The organism is Rhodococcus sp. O3 (genome assembly GCF_048897285.1).
In the GTDB taxonomy this organism is placed as follows: domain Bacteria; phylum Actinomycetota; class Actinomycetes; order Mycobacteriales; family Mycobacteriaceae; genus Rhodococcus.
In genome coordinates this window covers 1-15358 of record NZ_JBMBTE010000116.1, presented here as the reverse complement: position 1 = coordinate 15358, position 15358 = coordinate 1, and the positions used below count along the sequence as shown (strand labels likewise).

General features: G+C 68.5%; 17 protein-coding genes. 8 read left to right on the top strand and 9 right to left on the bottom strand.

The genetic code is table 11. From position 1 onward, the window contains the following. Window positions 1-858: ATP-binding cassette domain-containing protein (locus ACN675_RS23220; protein ID WP_420753080.1), on the top strand; the 858-nt coding region annotated here is incomplete at its 5' end. 339 nt (window positions 859-1197) lie between these two features. Here the strand turns inward: ACN675_RS23220 and ACN675_RS23215 are convergent. Next, on the bottom strand, window positions 1198-1869 hold the full coding sequence (locus tag ACN675_RS23215; protein ID WP_248673578.1) for an FABP family protein: 672 nt from the start codon (window positions 1867-1869) through the stop codon (window positions 1198-1200). A gap of 228 nt (window positions 1870-2097) precedes the next feature. On the opposite strand from ACN675_RS23215, the gene ACN675_RS23210 reads away from it, so the two are divergent. Beyond that, window positions 2098-3336 (top strand): cutinase family protein, encoded by a 1239-nt coding sequence (locus ACN675_RS23210; RefSeq protein WP_420753079.1) that lies wholly within the window; start codon window positions 2098-2100, stop codon window positions 3334-3336. A gap of 66 nt (window positions 3337-3402) precedes the next feature. Here ACN675_RS23210 and ACN675_RS23205 read toward each other — a convergent pair whose 3' ends face one another. From ACN675_RS23205 to ACN675_RS23180, 6 genes are all read right to left on the bottom strand, one after another. Beyond that, window positions 3403-3708, bottom strand: coding sequence for a DUF1416 domain-containing protein (locus tag ACN675_RS23205; RefSeq protein WP_420753078.1), 306 nt, complete (start codon window positions 3706-3708; stop codon window positions 3403-3405). Between the two features lie 6 nt (window positions 3709-3714). Then, window positions 3715-4548: a sulfurtransferase gene (locus ACN675_RS23200; RefSeq protein ID WP_420753077.1), complete on the bottom strand. Its 834-nt coding sequence runs from the start codon at window positions 4546-4548 to the stop codon at window positions 3715-3717. 44 nt (window positions 4549-4592) lie between these two features. Beyond that, complete coding sequence (locus tag ACN675_RS23195; RefSeq protein WP_420753076.1) at window positions 4593-5060, bottom strand: DUF4395 domain-containing protein; 468 nt, start codon at window positions 5058-5060, stop codon at window positions 4593-4595. Window positions 5061-5198: 138 nt separating this feature from the next. Next, a complete protein-coding gene (locus ACN675_RS23190) occupies window positions 5199-5282 on the bottom strand; it encodes a putative leader peptide (RefSeq protein ID WP_368862557.1) in 84 nt (27 codons plus the stop codon). Between the two features lie 22 nt (window positions 5283-5304). Then, on the bottom strand, window positions 5305-5769 hold the full coding sequence (locus tag ACN675_RS23185) for a thioredoxin family protein (RefSeq protein ID WP_420753075.1): 465 nt from the start codon (window positions 5767-5769) through the stop codon (window positions 5305-5307). Further along, a complete protein-coding gene (locus ACN675_RS23180; protein WP_420753074.1) occupies window positions 5766-6545 on the bottom strand; it encodes an LmeA family phospholipid-binding protein in 780 nt (259 codons plus the stop codon). Before ACN675_RS23180 ends, ACN675_RS23185 begins: the two co-directional genes overlap by 4 nt. Window positions 6546-6677: 132 nt before the next feature. Between ACN675_RS23180 and ACN675_RS23175 the strand changes: the two genes are divergently transcribed. The 6 genes from ACN675_RS23175 (at window position 6678) to pstB (ending at window position 12544) form a co-directional block, all read left to right on the top strand. Then, on the top strand, window positions 6678-7412 hold the full coding sequence (locus tag ACN675_RS23175) for a winged helix-turn-helix transcriptional regulator (protein WP_420753073.1): 735 nt from the start codon (window positions 6678-6680) through the stop codon (window positions 7410-7412). A 10-nt stretch (window positions 7413-7422) separates the two neighbouring features. Beyond that, a complete protein-coding gene (mshD, locus tag ACN675_RS23170; RefSeq protein ID WP_420753072.1) occupies window positions 7423-8334 on the top strand; it encodes a mycothiol synthase in 912 nt (303 codons plus the stop codon). A gap of 216 nt (window positions 8335-8550) precedes the next feature. Further along, complete coding sequence (gene pstS, locus ACN675_RS23165; protein WP_420753071.1) at window positions 8551-9669, top strand: phosphate ABC transporter substrate-binding protein PstS; 1119 nt, start codon at window positions 8551-8553, stop codon at window positions 9667-9669. A gap of 76 nt (window positions 9670-9745) precedes the next feature. Next, window positions 9746-10798, top strand: coding sequence for a phosphate ABC transporter permease subunit PstC (gene pstC / locus ACN675_RS23160; RefSeq protein WP_420753070.1), 1053 nt, complete (start codon window positions 9746-9748; stop codon window positions 10796-10798). A gap of 3 nt (window positions 10799-10801) precedes the next feature. Next, entirely contained in the window at window positions 10802-11713 is a 912-nt protein-coding gene (gene pstA / locus ACN675_RS23155) for a phosphate ABC transporter permease PstA (protein WP_420753069.1), read from the top strand. 54 nt (window positions 11714-11767) lie between these two features. Further along, window positions 11768-12544, top strand: coding sequence for a phosphate ABC transporter ATP-binding protein PstB (pstB, locus tag ACN675_RS23150; protein WP_420753068.1), 777 nt, complete (start codon window positions 11768-11770; stop codon window positions 12542-12544). A gap of 68 nt (window positions 12545-12612) precedes the next feature. On the opposite strand, the gene phoU is transcribed toward pstB, so the two are convergent. Both phoU and ACN675_RS23140 read right to left on the bottom strand, forming a co-directional pair. Next, window positions 12613-13323, bottom strand: coding sequence for a phosphate signaling complex protein PhoU (phoU, locus tag ACN675_RS23145; RefSeq protein ID WP_420753067.1), 711 nt, complete (start codon window positions 13321-13323; stop codon window positions 12613-12615). Window positions 13324-13421: 98 nt separating this feature from the next. Next, the gene (locus ACN675_RS23140) at window positions 13422-15353 is read right to left on the bottom strand and encodes an LCP family protein (protein ID WP_420753081.1); all 1932 of its coding nucleotides are present in this window, start codon (window positions 15351-15353) and stop codon (window positions 13422-13424) included. Window positions 15354-15358 lie beyond the last annotated feature (5 nt).

Here is a 15358-nt window from a genome sequence, read left to right as displayed (position 1 = left end):
ATGTCGCTGGGCATCCTCGTGCTGTTGCCGCTCGCCGCGTTCGAGGCGGCGGGCGCGTTGCCAGCCGCCGCGCTGACGTTGACCCGGGCCCGGATCGCGGCCGGCCGGATCACCGATCTGCTCGACCGTGCCGACCGGCCCGTCCCGCACGGAACATGCCCGATCGACGGTCCCGGACACCTGCGCGCCACCGGACTGCGCAGTGGCTGGCCGGGTGGCCGCGCGTCGGCCGCGCTCGACCTGGACCTGCCGCCGGGCGCGCGCGTCGCCATCGTGGGAGCCAGCGGCAGCGGTAAGACCAGCACGATCATGACGCTCGCCGGCCTGCTGCCCGCGGCCGCGGGGTCCGTGACCCTCGACGGCGTCGCGCTCGACGAGATCGACCGGACCGAACTGCCGCGTCACGTCGGGTTCTTCGCCGAGGATGCCCACGTCTTCGAGACGTTGGTGCTCGAGAACCTGCGCGTGGCGCGCGGCGACGTCGACGAGAACGACGCGACGGCCGCGCTCGAGGCGGTCGGGCTGGGGGAGTGGGTGTCGGGGCTGCCGGACGGGCTGCACACGACCCTCGAGGGCGGTGCCCGCGCGCTGTCGGGTGGTCAGCGTCGACGGCTCCTGCTGGCGCGGGCGCTTCTGTCACCGGCGAAGGTGCTGCTGCTCGACGAACCGACCGAGCATCTCGACGCCGACGACGGCGCTCACCTGCAGCGTCTGCTGCTGGACCGGGACGCCGGGCTGGTCGCCGCCGACCGCACGGTCGTCGTCGTCACCCACCAGTTGCCCGCCGGCACGGCCGCGGACCGGGTCGTCGAGGTCCCGGAGAGCATCCCCGGAAATAATCCGTTGCCGAGCCTCTGACCCAGGCGTACTTTCGTCGGTACACGAGGAAGGAGGTGGTCTGGACAATGAGTGAATGTCGGACACGTGAGGTGGCTGCCGGCTAGCCGCTGTCGCCGACGACGGTGTATTCACCGACCGCGCGCGCGGCTGGCGAATCCCAGGTAGTCACCCGGCCCCCGAGCCCCCGGTCTGTCCGGCCGGGACCTGCGAGGGAGTGGATGCGTCCGCCCTCGCCGGTATGGCTCGGGGGCCGCTCCGTGTTCACGGGCGGTTCAGCGATGTCCAGCGGGAACAGCGATGTCGAGCAGGACAGCGAAGTCGAGCGCGGGTCGGCGCTCGTTCAGCAGATACGACCGCTCAGCCGATGTGACGTGACAGCCGCGCCGACAGGTGCGGCTTCAGGTCGCCGTCCGCGGTGATGCGTTCCTCGACGTACGCGAGGTCGCCGCCTTCGATGATTCCGTAGAGGCGCTTGGCGCCGCCGACGACCTCACCGGACTGGCTACGGATCACCACGTCCGTCGCGATCTCCCACGACGACTGGGTCAGGGCCGTTCCGTAGTAGAGCTCGACGACACCGGAGCTGTGGCTGATCAGCAGTTCGAGGGTTTCGGGATCCTCGCTGCCCACGGCGTCCTGCCCGGCGACGCGCCAGTAGCCGCTCTCCCGGCGATCCGGGGCGGCGTACTCACCGTTCTCGTCGAGTCTCCAGGACCGTGACTCCCACACGAGGTAGTCGCCACCGTCGTGCGAGACGACGATCTGCTGACCGAAGTGGTAGTCGCCGGTCCGGGGATCGTTGCCCTCGCCCTCGCCGCGCCACACGCCGACCATCGGCAGCAGCGCCAGCAGCGCGGGATGCAGATCCGGCCCGAGCCGCAGGTTGGCGGTGTCCTCGGGCAGAGGCAGCCCCTGCAGGACCGGAACGTTCAGGTCCGCGGTCGCCTTGGCGCGCTCGATGGCGTCGGCGACGGCCTTGTCCCCGCTGCCGCGGACGACACCGGGGTTGTCACCGGGTTCGCTCGTCACGACTCGTCGGTGACCAGACGGTAGATGGTGTACAGCGTGAACCACGTGATGAGCAACGCTGCAAGGACAAGCAGGACCTCGAAGAAAATGACCACGGGCACATCTTAGACCGCGGCCGTGAGGCACGAAAATCGGCCGTCGGCCTCAGACCGTGCGGAGGCCCGGCTGGGCGAATAAGGTACTTCCGATCCGGCAGCATCGGCCGGACACACGCATTTCGGAGGTCGCGTGCGCCCGTTTCGCACTACTGTTCTGTCCGCAGCGGCGCTCGCTGCCCTGTCCGTCCCCGTGCTCGCGCCCGTCGCCGCGGCGGCGCCGGGGAGCGGTTCGAGCCTGCCCGGCTCCGGTCCGGTGATCCATCCCGACAACGCGGCACTCGACTGCCCGGACCTGCTGATCGTCGCCGTCTCGGGTGCCACCGATTCGACCGCCGACCGGAATCCGGTCGAGGAGGAAACCCGTCAGTTGTGGTCCAACTGGGTCGGCAACGTGACCGTTCCCGTGGGCGAGGCCAACAGCGCGGATCCCGGTTCGGTGGGATGGATGTACGTGCCCTACCCCTCCACCTACGGCCTCGGCCTGTTCGAGGACGTGCCCACCTACCAGGATTCGGTGGCCGCGGGGGTCGCGTCGACGAACCGCATCCTCGACGAGCAGAAGGCCCGGTGCGGGGACAGCACGCGATTCGTGCTCGTCGGCTACAGCGTCGGTGGGGAGGTCATCGAGCGCGTCACCCGGGAACTCGGGCATCGTCCCGCCGATGCCCACGTGAGCCCCGACGACGTCGCCGGAGTCGTTCTCATCGGCGATCCCTACCGGCCCGCCGGGGCCGATTCGTTCGGTGAACCGGGCCCGGCCGGCGGCGGATTCATGTCGTCCGAGCCCGCCGACTACGGCGCCCTCGCCGACCGCGTCCGGTACTCCTGCCGCCCCTACGACATCGCGTGCGACGCCCCCGAGGACATCGCGATCCTCGAACTGGCGCTCGGCGTCCTCGGGCAGATGCGCTTCACCCTGGCGAACCCCCTGCAGACGATCACCGACGGCGAGCGGGTGATCTCCACGATGGCGGCCCGCGCGGCCGCGCACATCGTCTCCGACGAGGACTGGTGGCAGTCCGACGAATCGCTGCTCGACGTCCTGCGCACGGTCGCGGACCGGAGCCGTCCGGTGCCCGGTGAGGACCGTGGCCCCGAGCGGCTCCGGGAACTGCTGGACTGGGCCATGGGCCCCGGGATGCCTGTCGTCCAGGAGAAACTGCGCGCCGAGGGCGCCGGATTCGTCGAGGACAACAGCGGCGTGGTCGATCTGGTCCTGAAGCCGTACATCTTCCTCGCGTTCTTCCAGCACATCGCGTACTGGAACAACAACCCGAACGACCCGTGGTACTGGGAGAGCGAGAAGATCGTCGACTGGATCAGTGAGCTTGCCCGCGCCGAGCGGGACCGGGATCCGGCCGGCAACTGACCTACCCGAGCGAAGGGGCCCCGTTCCGACACGGAACGGGGCCCCTTCGCTGTGTGTTGGTGCTTGTTACTTGGCGACAGTCACGTCGACGTTGTGCACACCGGCAGCGCTCGGGCTGATGGTGGAGTCGCCGTTGCCGACGCTCGAGAGTGCACGGACCTTCCAGGTACCGGGCGCGGCGAAGAAGCGGAAGTCGCCGGTCGCGGAGGCGACGACCTCGGCGGTGAACTCATCGGTGCCGTCGAGCAGGCGCACGAAGGCACCGCCGACGGGCTGGCCGTCGGAGTCGAGGACCCGGCCGGTGATGACCGTTTCCTTCTCGACGTCGACGCCGGCAGGCAGGCTCTGGCTCTGAACGGGTGCTCCGCACATGTTTTCTTACGCTCCCAACTCGATCGGTGCGCCGACCAGCGAGCCGTACTCGACCCAGCTGCCGTCGTAGTTCTTGACGTTCTTCTTGCCGAGGATCTCCTGCAGCACGAACCAGGTGTGGCTCGAGCGCTCGCCGATACGGCAGTAGGCGATGGTCTCCTTGGAGTCGTCGAATCCCTTGTCCGCGTACAGCTTTGCAAGGTCCTCGTCGGACTTGAAGGTGCCGTCCTCGTTGGCGGTGGTGCTCCACGGGATGTTGATGGCACCGGGGACGTGGCCGCGCTGCTGCGCCTGCTCCTGCGGGAGGTGCGCCGGCGCGAGGATCTTGCCGGAGTACTCGTCGGGGGAGCGCACGTCGACCAGGTTGGCCTTGCCGATCGCGGCGATCACATCGTCGCGGAACGCGCGGATCGAGGTGTCCGGCGTGGAGGCCTTGTACTCGGTGGCCGGGCGGGTGACGGACTCCTTCGACAGCTCACGACCGTCGAGCTCCCACTTCTTGCGGCCGCCGTCGATCAGCTTGATGTCCTTGTGGCCGTACAGCTTGAAGTACCAGTACGCGTAGGCCGCGAACCAGTTGTTGTTGCCGCCGTACAGCACGACGGTGTCGTCGTTGGCAACGCCCTTGGCGGACAGCAGCTCGGAGAACTGCTCCTGGTTCAGGAAGTCGCGGCGGACACCGTCCTGCAGATCCTTGCGCCAGTCGAGCTTGATCGCGCCGGGGATGTGGCCACCGTCGTAGGCGGTGGTGTCCTCGTCGACCTCGATGAAGACGGTCTTCGGCGCGTTGAGGTTCTGCTCGGCCCAGTCTGCAGAGACCAGGACGTCGGAGCGAGCCATGGATATTCCTTTCGGTGGTGACTGAGGAAGTCGGTGGGGGCGGGTCAGGTGGACGCGGGGCGCAGGCGCGTCACCAGCGGGTAGATCCGGCAGCCGAGGCACAGGCCGAACGCTGCGTTGAGCAGCGCGGCGAACAGTGCGAACCCGGTGGCGACGGATCCGACCACGACGGCTCCGGCGAGGAACCCGACGGTACCGACGGCGGCGAACACGAAACCGACGAACTGCGCGAAACGCAGCGGCGGCACGGGTTCGGTTTCGGTCGGTGCTCCCAGACGCGGCGCGACCAACGTCGCGTAGAGCAGTCCGTACGGGCTACGGCGCGGGCCGAACACCGCCCCGAGTGCGAACACCAAGGTCTGCACGGCGAGCAGTACGCCGGCTGCCGGGACGGAGAACGTCGCGACGATCAGCACGACGACGAGGACAGCGGTGGTGACCCAGGCGGCGAACCGGGGGCCGCGGACGTCGACCTGGTCGACGGTGCGGGATTGTGAAATTGGAACGGACATCGGAGTGCTCCTGCGGGATTCGAGGGCGCGCGCGTAGCGGGATCGAGGTGCCGGATGCGGTCGGTGGACCGCGGGGCGATCACATCGGGCGTGTGCTGGTGACGTACCGGAGGGTGATGGACGTCGAGGTCGAGGTGATCAGCAGGAACAACAACAGCCACCGAGGCGGCACAGATCGACTGCGCGGCGTCGGGTGAGCATCAGCTCTTGGCGGTAATGCACGTCAGGGAGTGTAGCGAAGTTCTCAGGAAAGCAAATCCCCAGGGGCACGCAACGGCACCAGGGCAGATGTCAGGTCCGCCGCGGTCGGAACTCCCGAAACCCGGAACCGTTCGGTGCCGTCCGCGTCGAACAGGAACGTCGTCGGCAGTGACAGAACCCCCAATTTCCTTGCCAGCTCCGGATTTTCGTCGAGATCGACCTCGACGTCCCGGGGAACCGGCAGGCCGTCCTGTGTGGCGGTGAAATTGTCGATGACCTGCGTGACGACGCGGCGCACGGCGCTGCACGGGCCGCACCACGGTGCGGAGAAGTGCAGCACCACCGGTTCCGGGCCGTCACCGATTCCGAGCGCCGAGAGCAGCGGATCGACACCGGCCGTGTCCGGTTCGGCGGCGACCTCCCGCACGGCACCGGATCGGGACCGCAGCACCGTGCCCACCCCGAGGGCGGCGACGAGGACTACGAGAAGAACGATGATTCCGGTCACAGTCGCTGCACTTCCTCGAGGTCGATGACGGTATCGCGGGCCTCGCCCTCGATGACGATCTGCGAACCGCGCGCCTCCACCGACGTCGGGTACACACCGAACGGCAGATCCTGCGGCTCGATCGTGGTGGTGAACAGACCGAGCACGACGGGCTTCAGCGGATCGGGCACCGTGAAGTCGGCCTTGCCTTCCGGTCCGAAGTACAGATCCGACGCGACGATGCGGACGCTGTCGTCGTCGAGCAGCAGATCGGCCTGAACGCTCACCTGCGCGGAGACCGGCCCGACCGGGACGGTGCCGGTGAGCACGACTCCGCCGGCGGTCGTCGGGCCGGACCCTCCGGAGCCTCCGGTGCCGTCCGATTTGTTGGCCGGAGGAGCGGAAATCTGCAGGTCAGGGATGTTGTAGAGGCGTCCCAATTCGGTCGCGTCGATACGGACACGCCCGTAGAGCAGGTCCACCGGCACCGACCGGATCGACCCGTCGAGCAGTTCCGCGGCCTGCGCGTGCGCACCGATCAGGTTCGCCTCGATGGTGATGTCGCCGAGCATGTCGCTGTGGACACCCTGGGCGCGGATCTCGACGTTCTCGTAGTGGCCGTTGCGGGCCTGCCGCAGGAACGGGAAGCCGTGGATGGTCACCGCGGGATCGGCGGTCAGGGCGCCGCCCTCGCGCAGGGCCCGCGAGACCCGGTACTCGGACCACGCCGCCGCGCCGAAGTCGACGAGAAGGGCGAGTCCCAGGAGGACGACGAGTCCGAGGATCAGTTTCCGCACCAGACCATTGTTACCGACGCAACGAGGCGCGCCATTCGGCTGCTTACACGGCGGTAACAAAAGGGGGGCTAATCTGTAGCGCGTCGTTCATACGTGAATGAGCGCCCTCGTGACACCAAGAATGGAGGCCCGGTGGAACTGCTCCTGCTGACCTCCGACCCCAACCCGGACGCGGTGTTGCCGTCGCTGGCGCTGCTGGCGCATTCCGTCCGGCCCGCGCCGACCGAAGTGTCGTCTCTGCTGGAGGCGGGTTCGGCGGACATCGCGATCGTCGATGCCCGCACCGACCTGGCCGCGGCCCGCGGACTGTGCCGACTGCTCGGCAGCACCGGCTCGGCGGTTCCCGTCGTCGCCGTGCTGACCGAAGGCGGTCTGGTGGCGGTCAACCCGGAATGGGGTCTCGACGACATCCTGCTCACCAGCACCGGGCCGGCCGAACTCGATGCGCGGCTGCGACTGCTGCTCGGTCGTTCCGGTGGTGCGGTCGCGCCCGAGAACACCGGCAAGATCACGCTCGGCGAGCTGACCATCGACGAAGGCACCTACACCGCCCGGTTGCGCGGTCGCCCGCTCGACCTGACGTACAAGGAGTTCGAACTCCTCAAATACCTCGCACAGCACGCCGGCCGGGTGTTCACCCGTGCCCAGTTGCTGCAGGAGGTGTGGGGTTACGACTTCTTCGGCGGCACCCGCACCGTCGACGTCCACGTCCGGCGACTGCGCGCCAAGCTGGGGCCGGAGTACGAGTCGCTGATCGGCACCGTCCGCAACGTCGGCTACAAGGCGGTGCGGCCCACGACCAAGTCCGGCAAGGGCGGCGTCCCCACCGTCGAGTTCGAGGACCCCGAGACCGAGTTCGCCGACTAACCTCGGCGGGATGGAATTCGACACTCGTCCGTCACCCGACGTCGCCGCCGCGGTGCGCGCGGTCCTCGACCGTGCGACCGCAGCCGACGGCACCGCTCCCGTCTCGGAACAGGGCGTGCACTCGCTCGGCCGGGACGACGACACCCGTCACCTCGTCGTGCGTGCCGACGGTGAGGTCGCGGGCTGGGCGGTCCTCGTGCCCGGCCACGGAGAACACAGCGCGATGGCCGAGGTCGTCGTCGACCCCGCCCACCGCGGTCGCGGGCTCGGCACGAAACTCGTCGAGGCCGCCCTGTCGGCCGGGGGCACCGGCACCCGGGTATGGGCTCACGGTGACCTGCCCGCGGCGCGCGCGGTCGCGGCTCGGCTGGGGCTTTCCGGAGTGCGCGAACTGCTGCAGATGCGCCGCTCGCTCACCACCCCGGAACTGCCCGGCGTCGCAGTCCCGGACGACCTGCTCGTGCGCGCCTACCGCGGGCCCGAGGACGACGCCGAACTGCTGCGGGTCAACGCGGCCGCATTCGCGTGGCACCCGGAACAGGGCCGCTGGACCGAGACCGACGTCGCCGAACGCCGCGCCGAATCCTGGTTCGATCCGGCCGGGTTGTTCCTGGCGTTCGACCGCGCAGACCCCGAGCGACTGCTCGGCTTCCACTGGACCAAGGTGCACGCCGCCACCGACACCGAACCGGCACTCGGCGAGGTGTACGTGGTGGGTATCGACCCGCAGGCGCAGGGCCGTGGCCTGGGCCGGCTGCTGACGCTGGCGGGCCTGCAGTATCTGCGCGACGGCGGCCTGGGAACGGTCCTGCTGTACGTCGAGGGCGACAACACGGCGGCGTTGAACACCTACGGCCGGCTCGGCTTCGACCGGTTCCACGTCGACGTCGCCTACGCGCGGAACACCGAGCCCACCCCGTGAGCACAGGTTCCTCGTGACCGGCGTCACCGCAGTCGGTGAACGGACTGTGACGGACCCGATACACCCATCATGTGTTCGGTGCCGGTTAACCTTCCGTTCACCGACGGTCCCCTGACCGGCCACTGTCCGCCTCTAGCTTCGCTACGGGTCGAGTCACTCGGCCCGGCACCGGAATCGGCCGGTGTCTGCTCGGTCGTGAATTCCGGAGGAGACAAGGTGAACTTCAAGCGCAGTGGCGCCCTGCTCGGCGCGCTGGCCGCAGGAGCCGTCACACTCGCCGCGTGCGGTACCGACAACAACGCTGCCGACGTCGACGTCGACGCGTCCGCCTCGGCCGCGGCGTGTGAAGGCAAGCCGACGTTGTCGGCCGCCGGGTCCTCCGCCCAGAAGAACGCCATGGACGCGTTCGTTTCCACCTACATCGCGGTGTGCTCGGAGAAGGGCGCGAACGTCAACGTCGCGTACAACCCGTCCGGATCCGGCGACGGCCGCACCCAGTTCATCGCGAAGCAGATCGATTTCGCCGGTTCGGACTCCGCGATCAAGGGCGATCAGGCTGCGCAGGCCGCCGAGCGGTGCGCCGGCAACCCGGCCTGGAACCTGCCGCTCGTGTTCGGCCCGGTTGCGATCGCATACAACCTCGAGGGTGTCGACAACCTGGTGCTCGACGGACCGACGATCGCGAAGATCTTCAACGGTGGCATCACCAAGTGGAACGATCCGGCCATCGCCGCGCTGAACAGCGGTGCGGCACTGCCGGATTCGACGATCGCCCCGATCGTCCGCTCGGATTCGTCGGGCACCACCGACAACTTCCAGCAGTACCTCGAAGCCGCTTCGGCCGGTGCCTGGACCACCGGCGCCGGCTCCGACTTCACCGGCGGTGTCGGCGAGGGCGCCAAGGGCTCCGCCGGTGTCGCCCAGGCCGTCGGGAGCACGCCCGGTGCGATCACCTACGTCGAAAGCTCGTTCGCCGAGCAGAACAACCTCAGCATCGCGCAGATCGACAACGGTTCCGGCCCCGTCGAGCTCAACGAGGAGACCGCAGGCAAGGCCATCGAGGGCGCCGCGTTCGCGAGTACCGGCGGCGGCGACCTGACCCTCGACCTGTCCTCGATCTACGGCAGCACCGAAGCCGGGGCGTACCCGCTGGTCCTCGCCACCTACGAGATCGTGTGCTCCGCCGGCTACGACGCCGACACGTCGGCGGCGGTCAAGTCGTTCCTCACGAGCGCCGCCAACGAGGGACAGGCGGGTCTGGCGGAACAGGGCTACGTCCCGCTGCCGGATTCGTTCAAGGCCAAGCTGACCGAGTCGATCGACGCCATCGCCTGATCCCCTGTCGCCCGGTCCACTGCAGCGCGACGACCGCCCGGAACTATATTCATGCCTAGAGAGATTGCGAGCGCAGATGAGTGACGCGCCCACCACTTCGGCACCTCGCACCCCGATCCTCGATTCCGGGGATGCGGGGGCGGGCGGTCCGCACGGCAGCACCCCGGAGGCCACGATTACCGTTCCCGAACCCGGCCGCCGGAAGCCGGTGAGCAGACCCGGCGACAGGATCTTCGGTTCCCTTGCCGCCGGGTCGGCCGTCCTGGTCTCGCTGATCATCGGCGCCATCGCCGTGTTCCTCGTATGGCGGGCGGTCCCCGCGCTGCAGCGCAACACCGCCAACGTCCTCACCAGTCGTGAATGGGTCACGCAGGACATCGAGAAGATGGCCTTCGGGGTGCTCGACCTGTTCCAGGTCACGGTCCTGGTGTCGGTGTTCGCGCTGATTCTCGCGATGCCCGTGGCGCTGGGCATCGCCGTCTTCCTGACCTCCTACTGCCCCGACCGGATCAGGCAACCCCTCGCGTACGTCATCGATCTGCTGGCCGCCGTGCCGTCGATCGTGTACGGCCTGTGGGGTCTGCTGGTGCTCGCGCCGGCCATCCGCCCGTTCGCGCAGTGGCTCAACGACAGCCTCGGCTGGTTCCCGTTGTTCGCCGACGGCACCGGTTCCATCATCGGCGGCGGCACCATCTTCACCGCCGGAATCGTCCTCGCCGTGATGATCCTGCCGACCATCGCCGCGGTCAGTCGCGAGGTGTTCGTGCAGACCCCGGTCGCGCACATCGAGGCCGCGCTCGCGCTCGGCGCCACCCGGTGGGAGGTCGTGAAGACCACGGTCATCCCGTTCGGCAAGTCCGGTTACATCAGCGGATCGATGCTGGGCCTCGGACGCGCGCTCGGCGAGACGATGGCCCTGTACATGATCCTGCGCACCACGTCGCAGGCGTTCTCGTGGTCGCTGTTCGACGCGGGCTCGACGATCGCTTCCAAGATCGCCCTCGGATACGCCGAGTTCAACAACGACATCCAGGCAGGCGCCTACATCGCCGCGGGCCTGGTCCTGTTCGTGCTCACCTTCGTGGTCAACGCCGCGGCCCGCATGATCGTCGCCGGAAAGAGGAACTGACCGATGTCGACCACCGTTCTCGACGCCCCCGTCAAGGGGCCGACCTTCCGGGGTGTGGGACTACGCCGGCGTCTGGCCGACTACACCGCGACCGTGCTCGTCACCCTCGCGGTGCTGATCGCACTGGTGCCGCTCGCGTGGGTGCTCATCACCGTGATCGCGAAGGGCCTGCCGGCGCTGCTCTCGGCGACGTGGTTCACCCACTCGTTCAGCGGCCTGACCGCTTCGTCGACCGGCGGCGGCATCTACCACGCGCTTGTCGGCACCCTCGTGCAGGGACTGGTCTGCGGACTCATCTCCATCCCGCTGGGCGTGTTCGTCGCGATCTACCTCGTCGAGTACGCGGGCGATTCGAAACTCGCCCGGATCACCACGTTCATGGTGGACATCCTCAGCGGTGTTCCCTCGATCGTCGCGGCACTCTTCATCTACGCCCTGTGGATCGCCACCTTCGGGTTCCCGAAGTCGGCGCTGGCGGTGTCGCTGGCGCTGGTGCTGCTCATGGTGCCCGTCGTGGTGCGCAGCACCGAGGAGATGCTGCGCATCGTGCCGCAGGATCTGCGTGAAGCGTCGTACGCCCTCGGCGTCCCGAAGTGGAAGACCATCGCCCGCATCGTGCTGCCGACCGCGCTGCCCGGCATCATCACCGGCATCATGCTGGCGCTGGCCCGCGTCATGGGCGAGACCGCGCCGCTGCTGATCCTGGTCGGCTACGCACCGTTCATCAACTTCAACCTGTTCGGCGGTGAGATGGGCTCGCTGCCGGGCGTCATGGTCGCCGAGATGAACAACCCCACCGAAGCCGGTTCCATGCGCATCTGGGGCGCCGCCCTGACCCTCATCCTGGTCATCGCCGTGCTCAACATCGCCGCCAAGCTCATCGGCCGCTTCTCGCAGATCGGCACCTCCAAGTAGCCCCACACCCATGTCTCAACTCGCCCGGATCGATACACCACGAGGGAGCCGGTAATGGCCAAGCGTCTGGATCTCAAGGACGTCAACATCTACTACGGCAAGTTCCACGCCGTGTCGGACGTGACGCTGTCGGTGCCCCCGCGCAGTGTCACCGCGTTCATCGGCCCGTCGGGCTGCGGCAAGTCGACGGTGCTGCGATCGCTCAACCGCATGCACGAGGTGACCCCGGGCGCGCGCGTCGAAGGGTCGGTGCTGCTCGACGGCGAGGACATCTACGACCCGTCGGTCGATCCGGTCGGTGTCCGCAAGACCATCGGCATGGTGTTCCAGCGCCCCAACCCGTTCCCCACGATGTCGATCCGCGACAACGTCGTCGCCGGTCTGAAGCTGCAGGGTGTGCGGGACAAGAAGAAGCTCGACGAGATCGCCGAGAAGTCGCTGCGCGGCGCGAACCTGTGGAACGAGGTCAAGGACCGGCTCGACAAGCCGGGCGGCGGACTGTCGGGTGGTCAGCAGCAGCGCCTGTGCATCGCCCGGGCGACCGCGGTCTCGCCCGACGTGCTGCTCATGGACGAGCCGTGCTCGGCGCTCGACCCGATCTCGACCCTCGCCATCGAGGACCTGATCACCGAACTCAAGCGGGACTTCACGATCGTCATCGTCACCCACAACATGCAGCAGGCCGCGCGGGTGAGCGACCAGACGGCGTTCTTCAACCTCGAGGCCACCGGCAAGCCGGGCAGGCTCGTCGAGATCGACGACACCGAGAAGATCTTCTCGAACCCGACGCAGAAGGCCACCGAGGACTACATCTCGGGCCGCTTCGGATAGGGCATCCGGAACAACAGGGCCCGGCCGGGGAATCCGGCCGGGCCCTGTTGTGCGCTGTGTCGCGTGGGCTACTGCTCGGCGTCCGGGTAGACGGTGAGGTTGTCGACCTTGTCGCGGAAGGTACGGAAGTCGTCGTCGGTCGGCAGCTTGCCGGTGACGAGGAAGACGACCCGGCGCCCGACCTCGACGGCGTGATCGGCGAAACGCTCGTAGAACCGGCCCAGCAGCGTCACGTCGACGGCGGCGGCGACCCCGTGATCCCAGTTCCGGTCCATCAGGACCTTGAACAGGTGACGGTGCAGGTCGTCCATCGCCTCGTCCTCCTCGTGGAGCCGTGCCGCCCGCTCGGGGTCGCGGGTCTCGAGGATTTCCTTGGTGGCGGCGCCCAGCGCCACGGCGATGCGTCCCATCTCGGCGAAGTACCCGTTCACTTCCTCGGGCAGCACGTGATTGGGGTGGCGTCGGCGCGTCGCCTTCGCCACGTGCAGAGCCAGCGCCCCCATCCGGTCGATGTCGGCGACGATCTGGATGGCGCTGACGACGGCCCGCAGGTCGCCGGCGACCGGCCCCTGGAGGGCGAGGAGCGCAAATGCCTTCTCCTCGCAGCGCGCACTCAGTTCGGTGATCTTGTCGTGCTCACCGATGACGACCTCGGCCAGTGGCAGATCGGCATGGAGGAGGGCATCGGTGGCCCGTTCCATGGCGAGGCCGGCCAGCCCGGCCATCTCGCCGAGGAGGTCGGCGAGCTCTGTCATCTGTTCGTTGTAGGCGACGCGCATAATTTCACAGCCTACGGCGGCAAGAAAGCCACGTCGCAAGCGCTGGGTGAATGCTCGGTGAACGGCCGGGCCGAACGGTCGGTGCGGATCGCAAACGGTCAGCTGCAGGAGTCGTCGCCGGCGTTCGTCACCGCGAGGTCGACGGGAAGCTCGATCGCGTCCGCGGGGGCATCCTCGACGGGCATGGGCCTCAGGAGCGTGCCGGGAAGCTGAGGTTCGGCGATCGTGCCGTCGAAGCCGGACCCGAGCACGACTTCGACGACGCCGAGCCGATCGGCGGAGGACGACAGCTTCTGGAGCACGGCACCGGGGATCATCGACGCGACCGTGGCGGCTTCGGCTTCCTGACCGGGGGTGAACCGCACGATCGTCTGCGCGCTGGTGCCGGAGTAGTTGCCGACGGCGTAGATGGAGTAGCCGTACGCGCCCAGCGTCTCCGCGGTCCGCGCGGCGAGGCCGGCTTCACCGGAGGCGTTGGACACCTGCAGCGTGATGTACGACGTGTCGACGGATTCCTGGGCCGGCAGCACCGGTGCCGGCCCCGACGGGGCCGCAGTCGTGGCCTCGGCCGCGGCCTCGCTCGGTTCGGGTTCGTCCCGCTTCTCGCCGGGCAGCGGCTCGTCGTCGATGATGGCCTGGAAGATCGCCTTGATGTCGTCCAGGCGCGGGATCTCGTTGCCCCAGTCGTTGGTGCCGTCCGTCGGCACGGTCAGGAACGTGACCGCACCGGCGTCGACGTTCTGCAGGGAACGGCCGAGTTTGACCAGCGACTCGGTGTTGACGTTCTCGACGAAGGTGGCCTGGGTGAACGCGTTGATGAAGCCGTTGAGCTTGCCGGGATCGAGCAGCACCTTGTTGGACAGCGCCGACCGCAGGAGGGACGACAGGAACTTCTGCTGCCGGGCGATCCGGCCGTAGTCGCCGTTGCCCTCGGCTTCGACCTTGCGGGCGCGGACGTAGTCCAATGCCTTCCGGCCGTCGAGCGTCTGCCGGCCCGCCCTCGGGAGGATCTCACCGAGCTCACCGTCGATCAGCGGCGCGGTGGTGCACACCTCGACGCCGCCGATCCCGTCGACCATGGATTCGAATCCGGCGAAGTCGATCCCCACGAAATGTCCGATCTTCAGACCGGACATCTTCTGGATGACCTTCACCAGGCACTTCGGTCCGCCCAGCGCGTAGGTCGCGTTGAGCTTGTCGCCCTCGGCTTCCGGATAGATGTCGGTCGAGTAGTCGCCGGTGACGCTGTCCCAGCCGCGGCACACGGGACGTTCCACATCGAGGTCGCGGGGGAACGACACCGCGACGACCCGGCTGCGATCCGCAGGGATGTTGACGAGGATGACGGTGTCGGCACGTGCACCCTCCGCGTCCTCCACCGTGCCGGCGCCGATCGAGCCGCTCGCACCGGCTCGGGTGTCGGTGCCGACGATCAGGTAGGTCTCGTCGCCGGTCTGCCCGACCGGGTCGACGATGTCGGTGGACTCGGTGTCCAGCGCGGCGATCTGGGAGAAGCCTGCCTCGGTGGACCGCATGTACCCCCAGATGCCGCCGGTGCCGACCAAGGTCAGCACCGACGCGAGGGCAACTCCTGTCCGGCCCAGAGCTGCGAGCCGGGACTTGCGTCTGCGTTTGCTGAGCGCGAGCCGGCTGAGCCCGTCGGTCCTGCCCGGCGGCTTCCGTGTCTCCGCGCCCGTGCGTTCCTCCGGCCGTTCCGGGGGTTCGACGGACTCGCCCGGGTCCACCGCCTCGATCTGAACGGTCGGTTCGTCGTCCGGAGCCACCGGTTCGCTGCGCGGCCGGCGCGGGGGCGGCAGCGTCGACGCGGTGACCCGCGGTGGTTCGACGACCGGTGGTCTCTCGACGACGGGTGGTCTCTCGACGGCCGGGGGCTGGGCGGCGACCCGGGGTGGTTCGGGAACACGGGGTGGTTCGGGAACACGGGGTGGTTCGGCGATCCGGGTCTGTTCGGCGGCCGACTCCGGCGGTGGTGCGGGCCGGGCGGGCGGAACCGGCCGGGACACGGGCATCGACC

Excerpts from the sequence above, each read along its gene's own strand:
- ACN675_RS23205 (WP_420753078.1), bottom strand. The coding sequence starts at position 3,708 with ATGTGCGGAGCACCCGTTCAGAGCCAGAGCCTGCCTGCCGGCGTCGAC.
- ACN675_RS23200 (WP_420753077.1), bottom strand. The coding sequence starts at position 4,548 with ATGGCTCGCTCCGACGTCCTGGTCTCTGCAGACTGGGCCGAGCAGAAC.
- ACN675_RS23195 (WP_420753076.1), bottom strand. The coding sequence starts at position 5,060 with ATGTCCGTTCCAATTTCACAATCCCGCACCGTCGACCAGGTCGACGTC.
- mshD (WP_420753072.1), top strand. The coding sequence starts at position 7,423 with ATGGAATTCGACACTCGTCCGTCACCCGACGTCGCCGCCGCGGTGCGC.
- pstC (WP_420753070.1), top strand. The coding sequence starts at position 9,746 with ATGAGTGACGCGCCCACCACTTCGGCACCTCGCACCCCGATCCTCGAT.
- pstA (WP_420753069.1), top strand. The coding sequence starts at position 10,802 with ATGTCGACCACCGTTCTCGACGCCCCCGTCAAGGGGCCGACCTTCCGG.
- pstB (WP_420753068.1), top strand. The coding sequence starts at position 11,768 with ATGGCCAAGCGTCTGGATCTCAAGGACGTCAACATCTACTACGGCAAG.
- phoU (WP_420753067.1), bottom strand. The coding sequence starts at position 13,323 with ATGCGCGTCGCCTACAACGAACAGATGACAGAGCTCGCCGACCTCCTC.
- ACN675_RS23140 (WP_420753081.1), bottom strand. The coding sequence starts at position 15,353 with ATGCCCGTGTCCCGGCCGGTTCCGCCCGCCCGGCCCGCACCACCGCCG.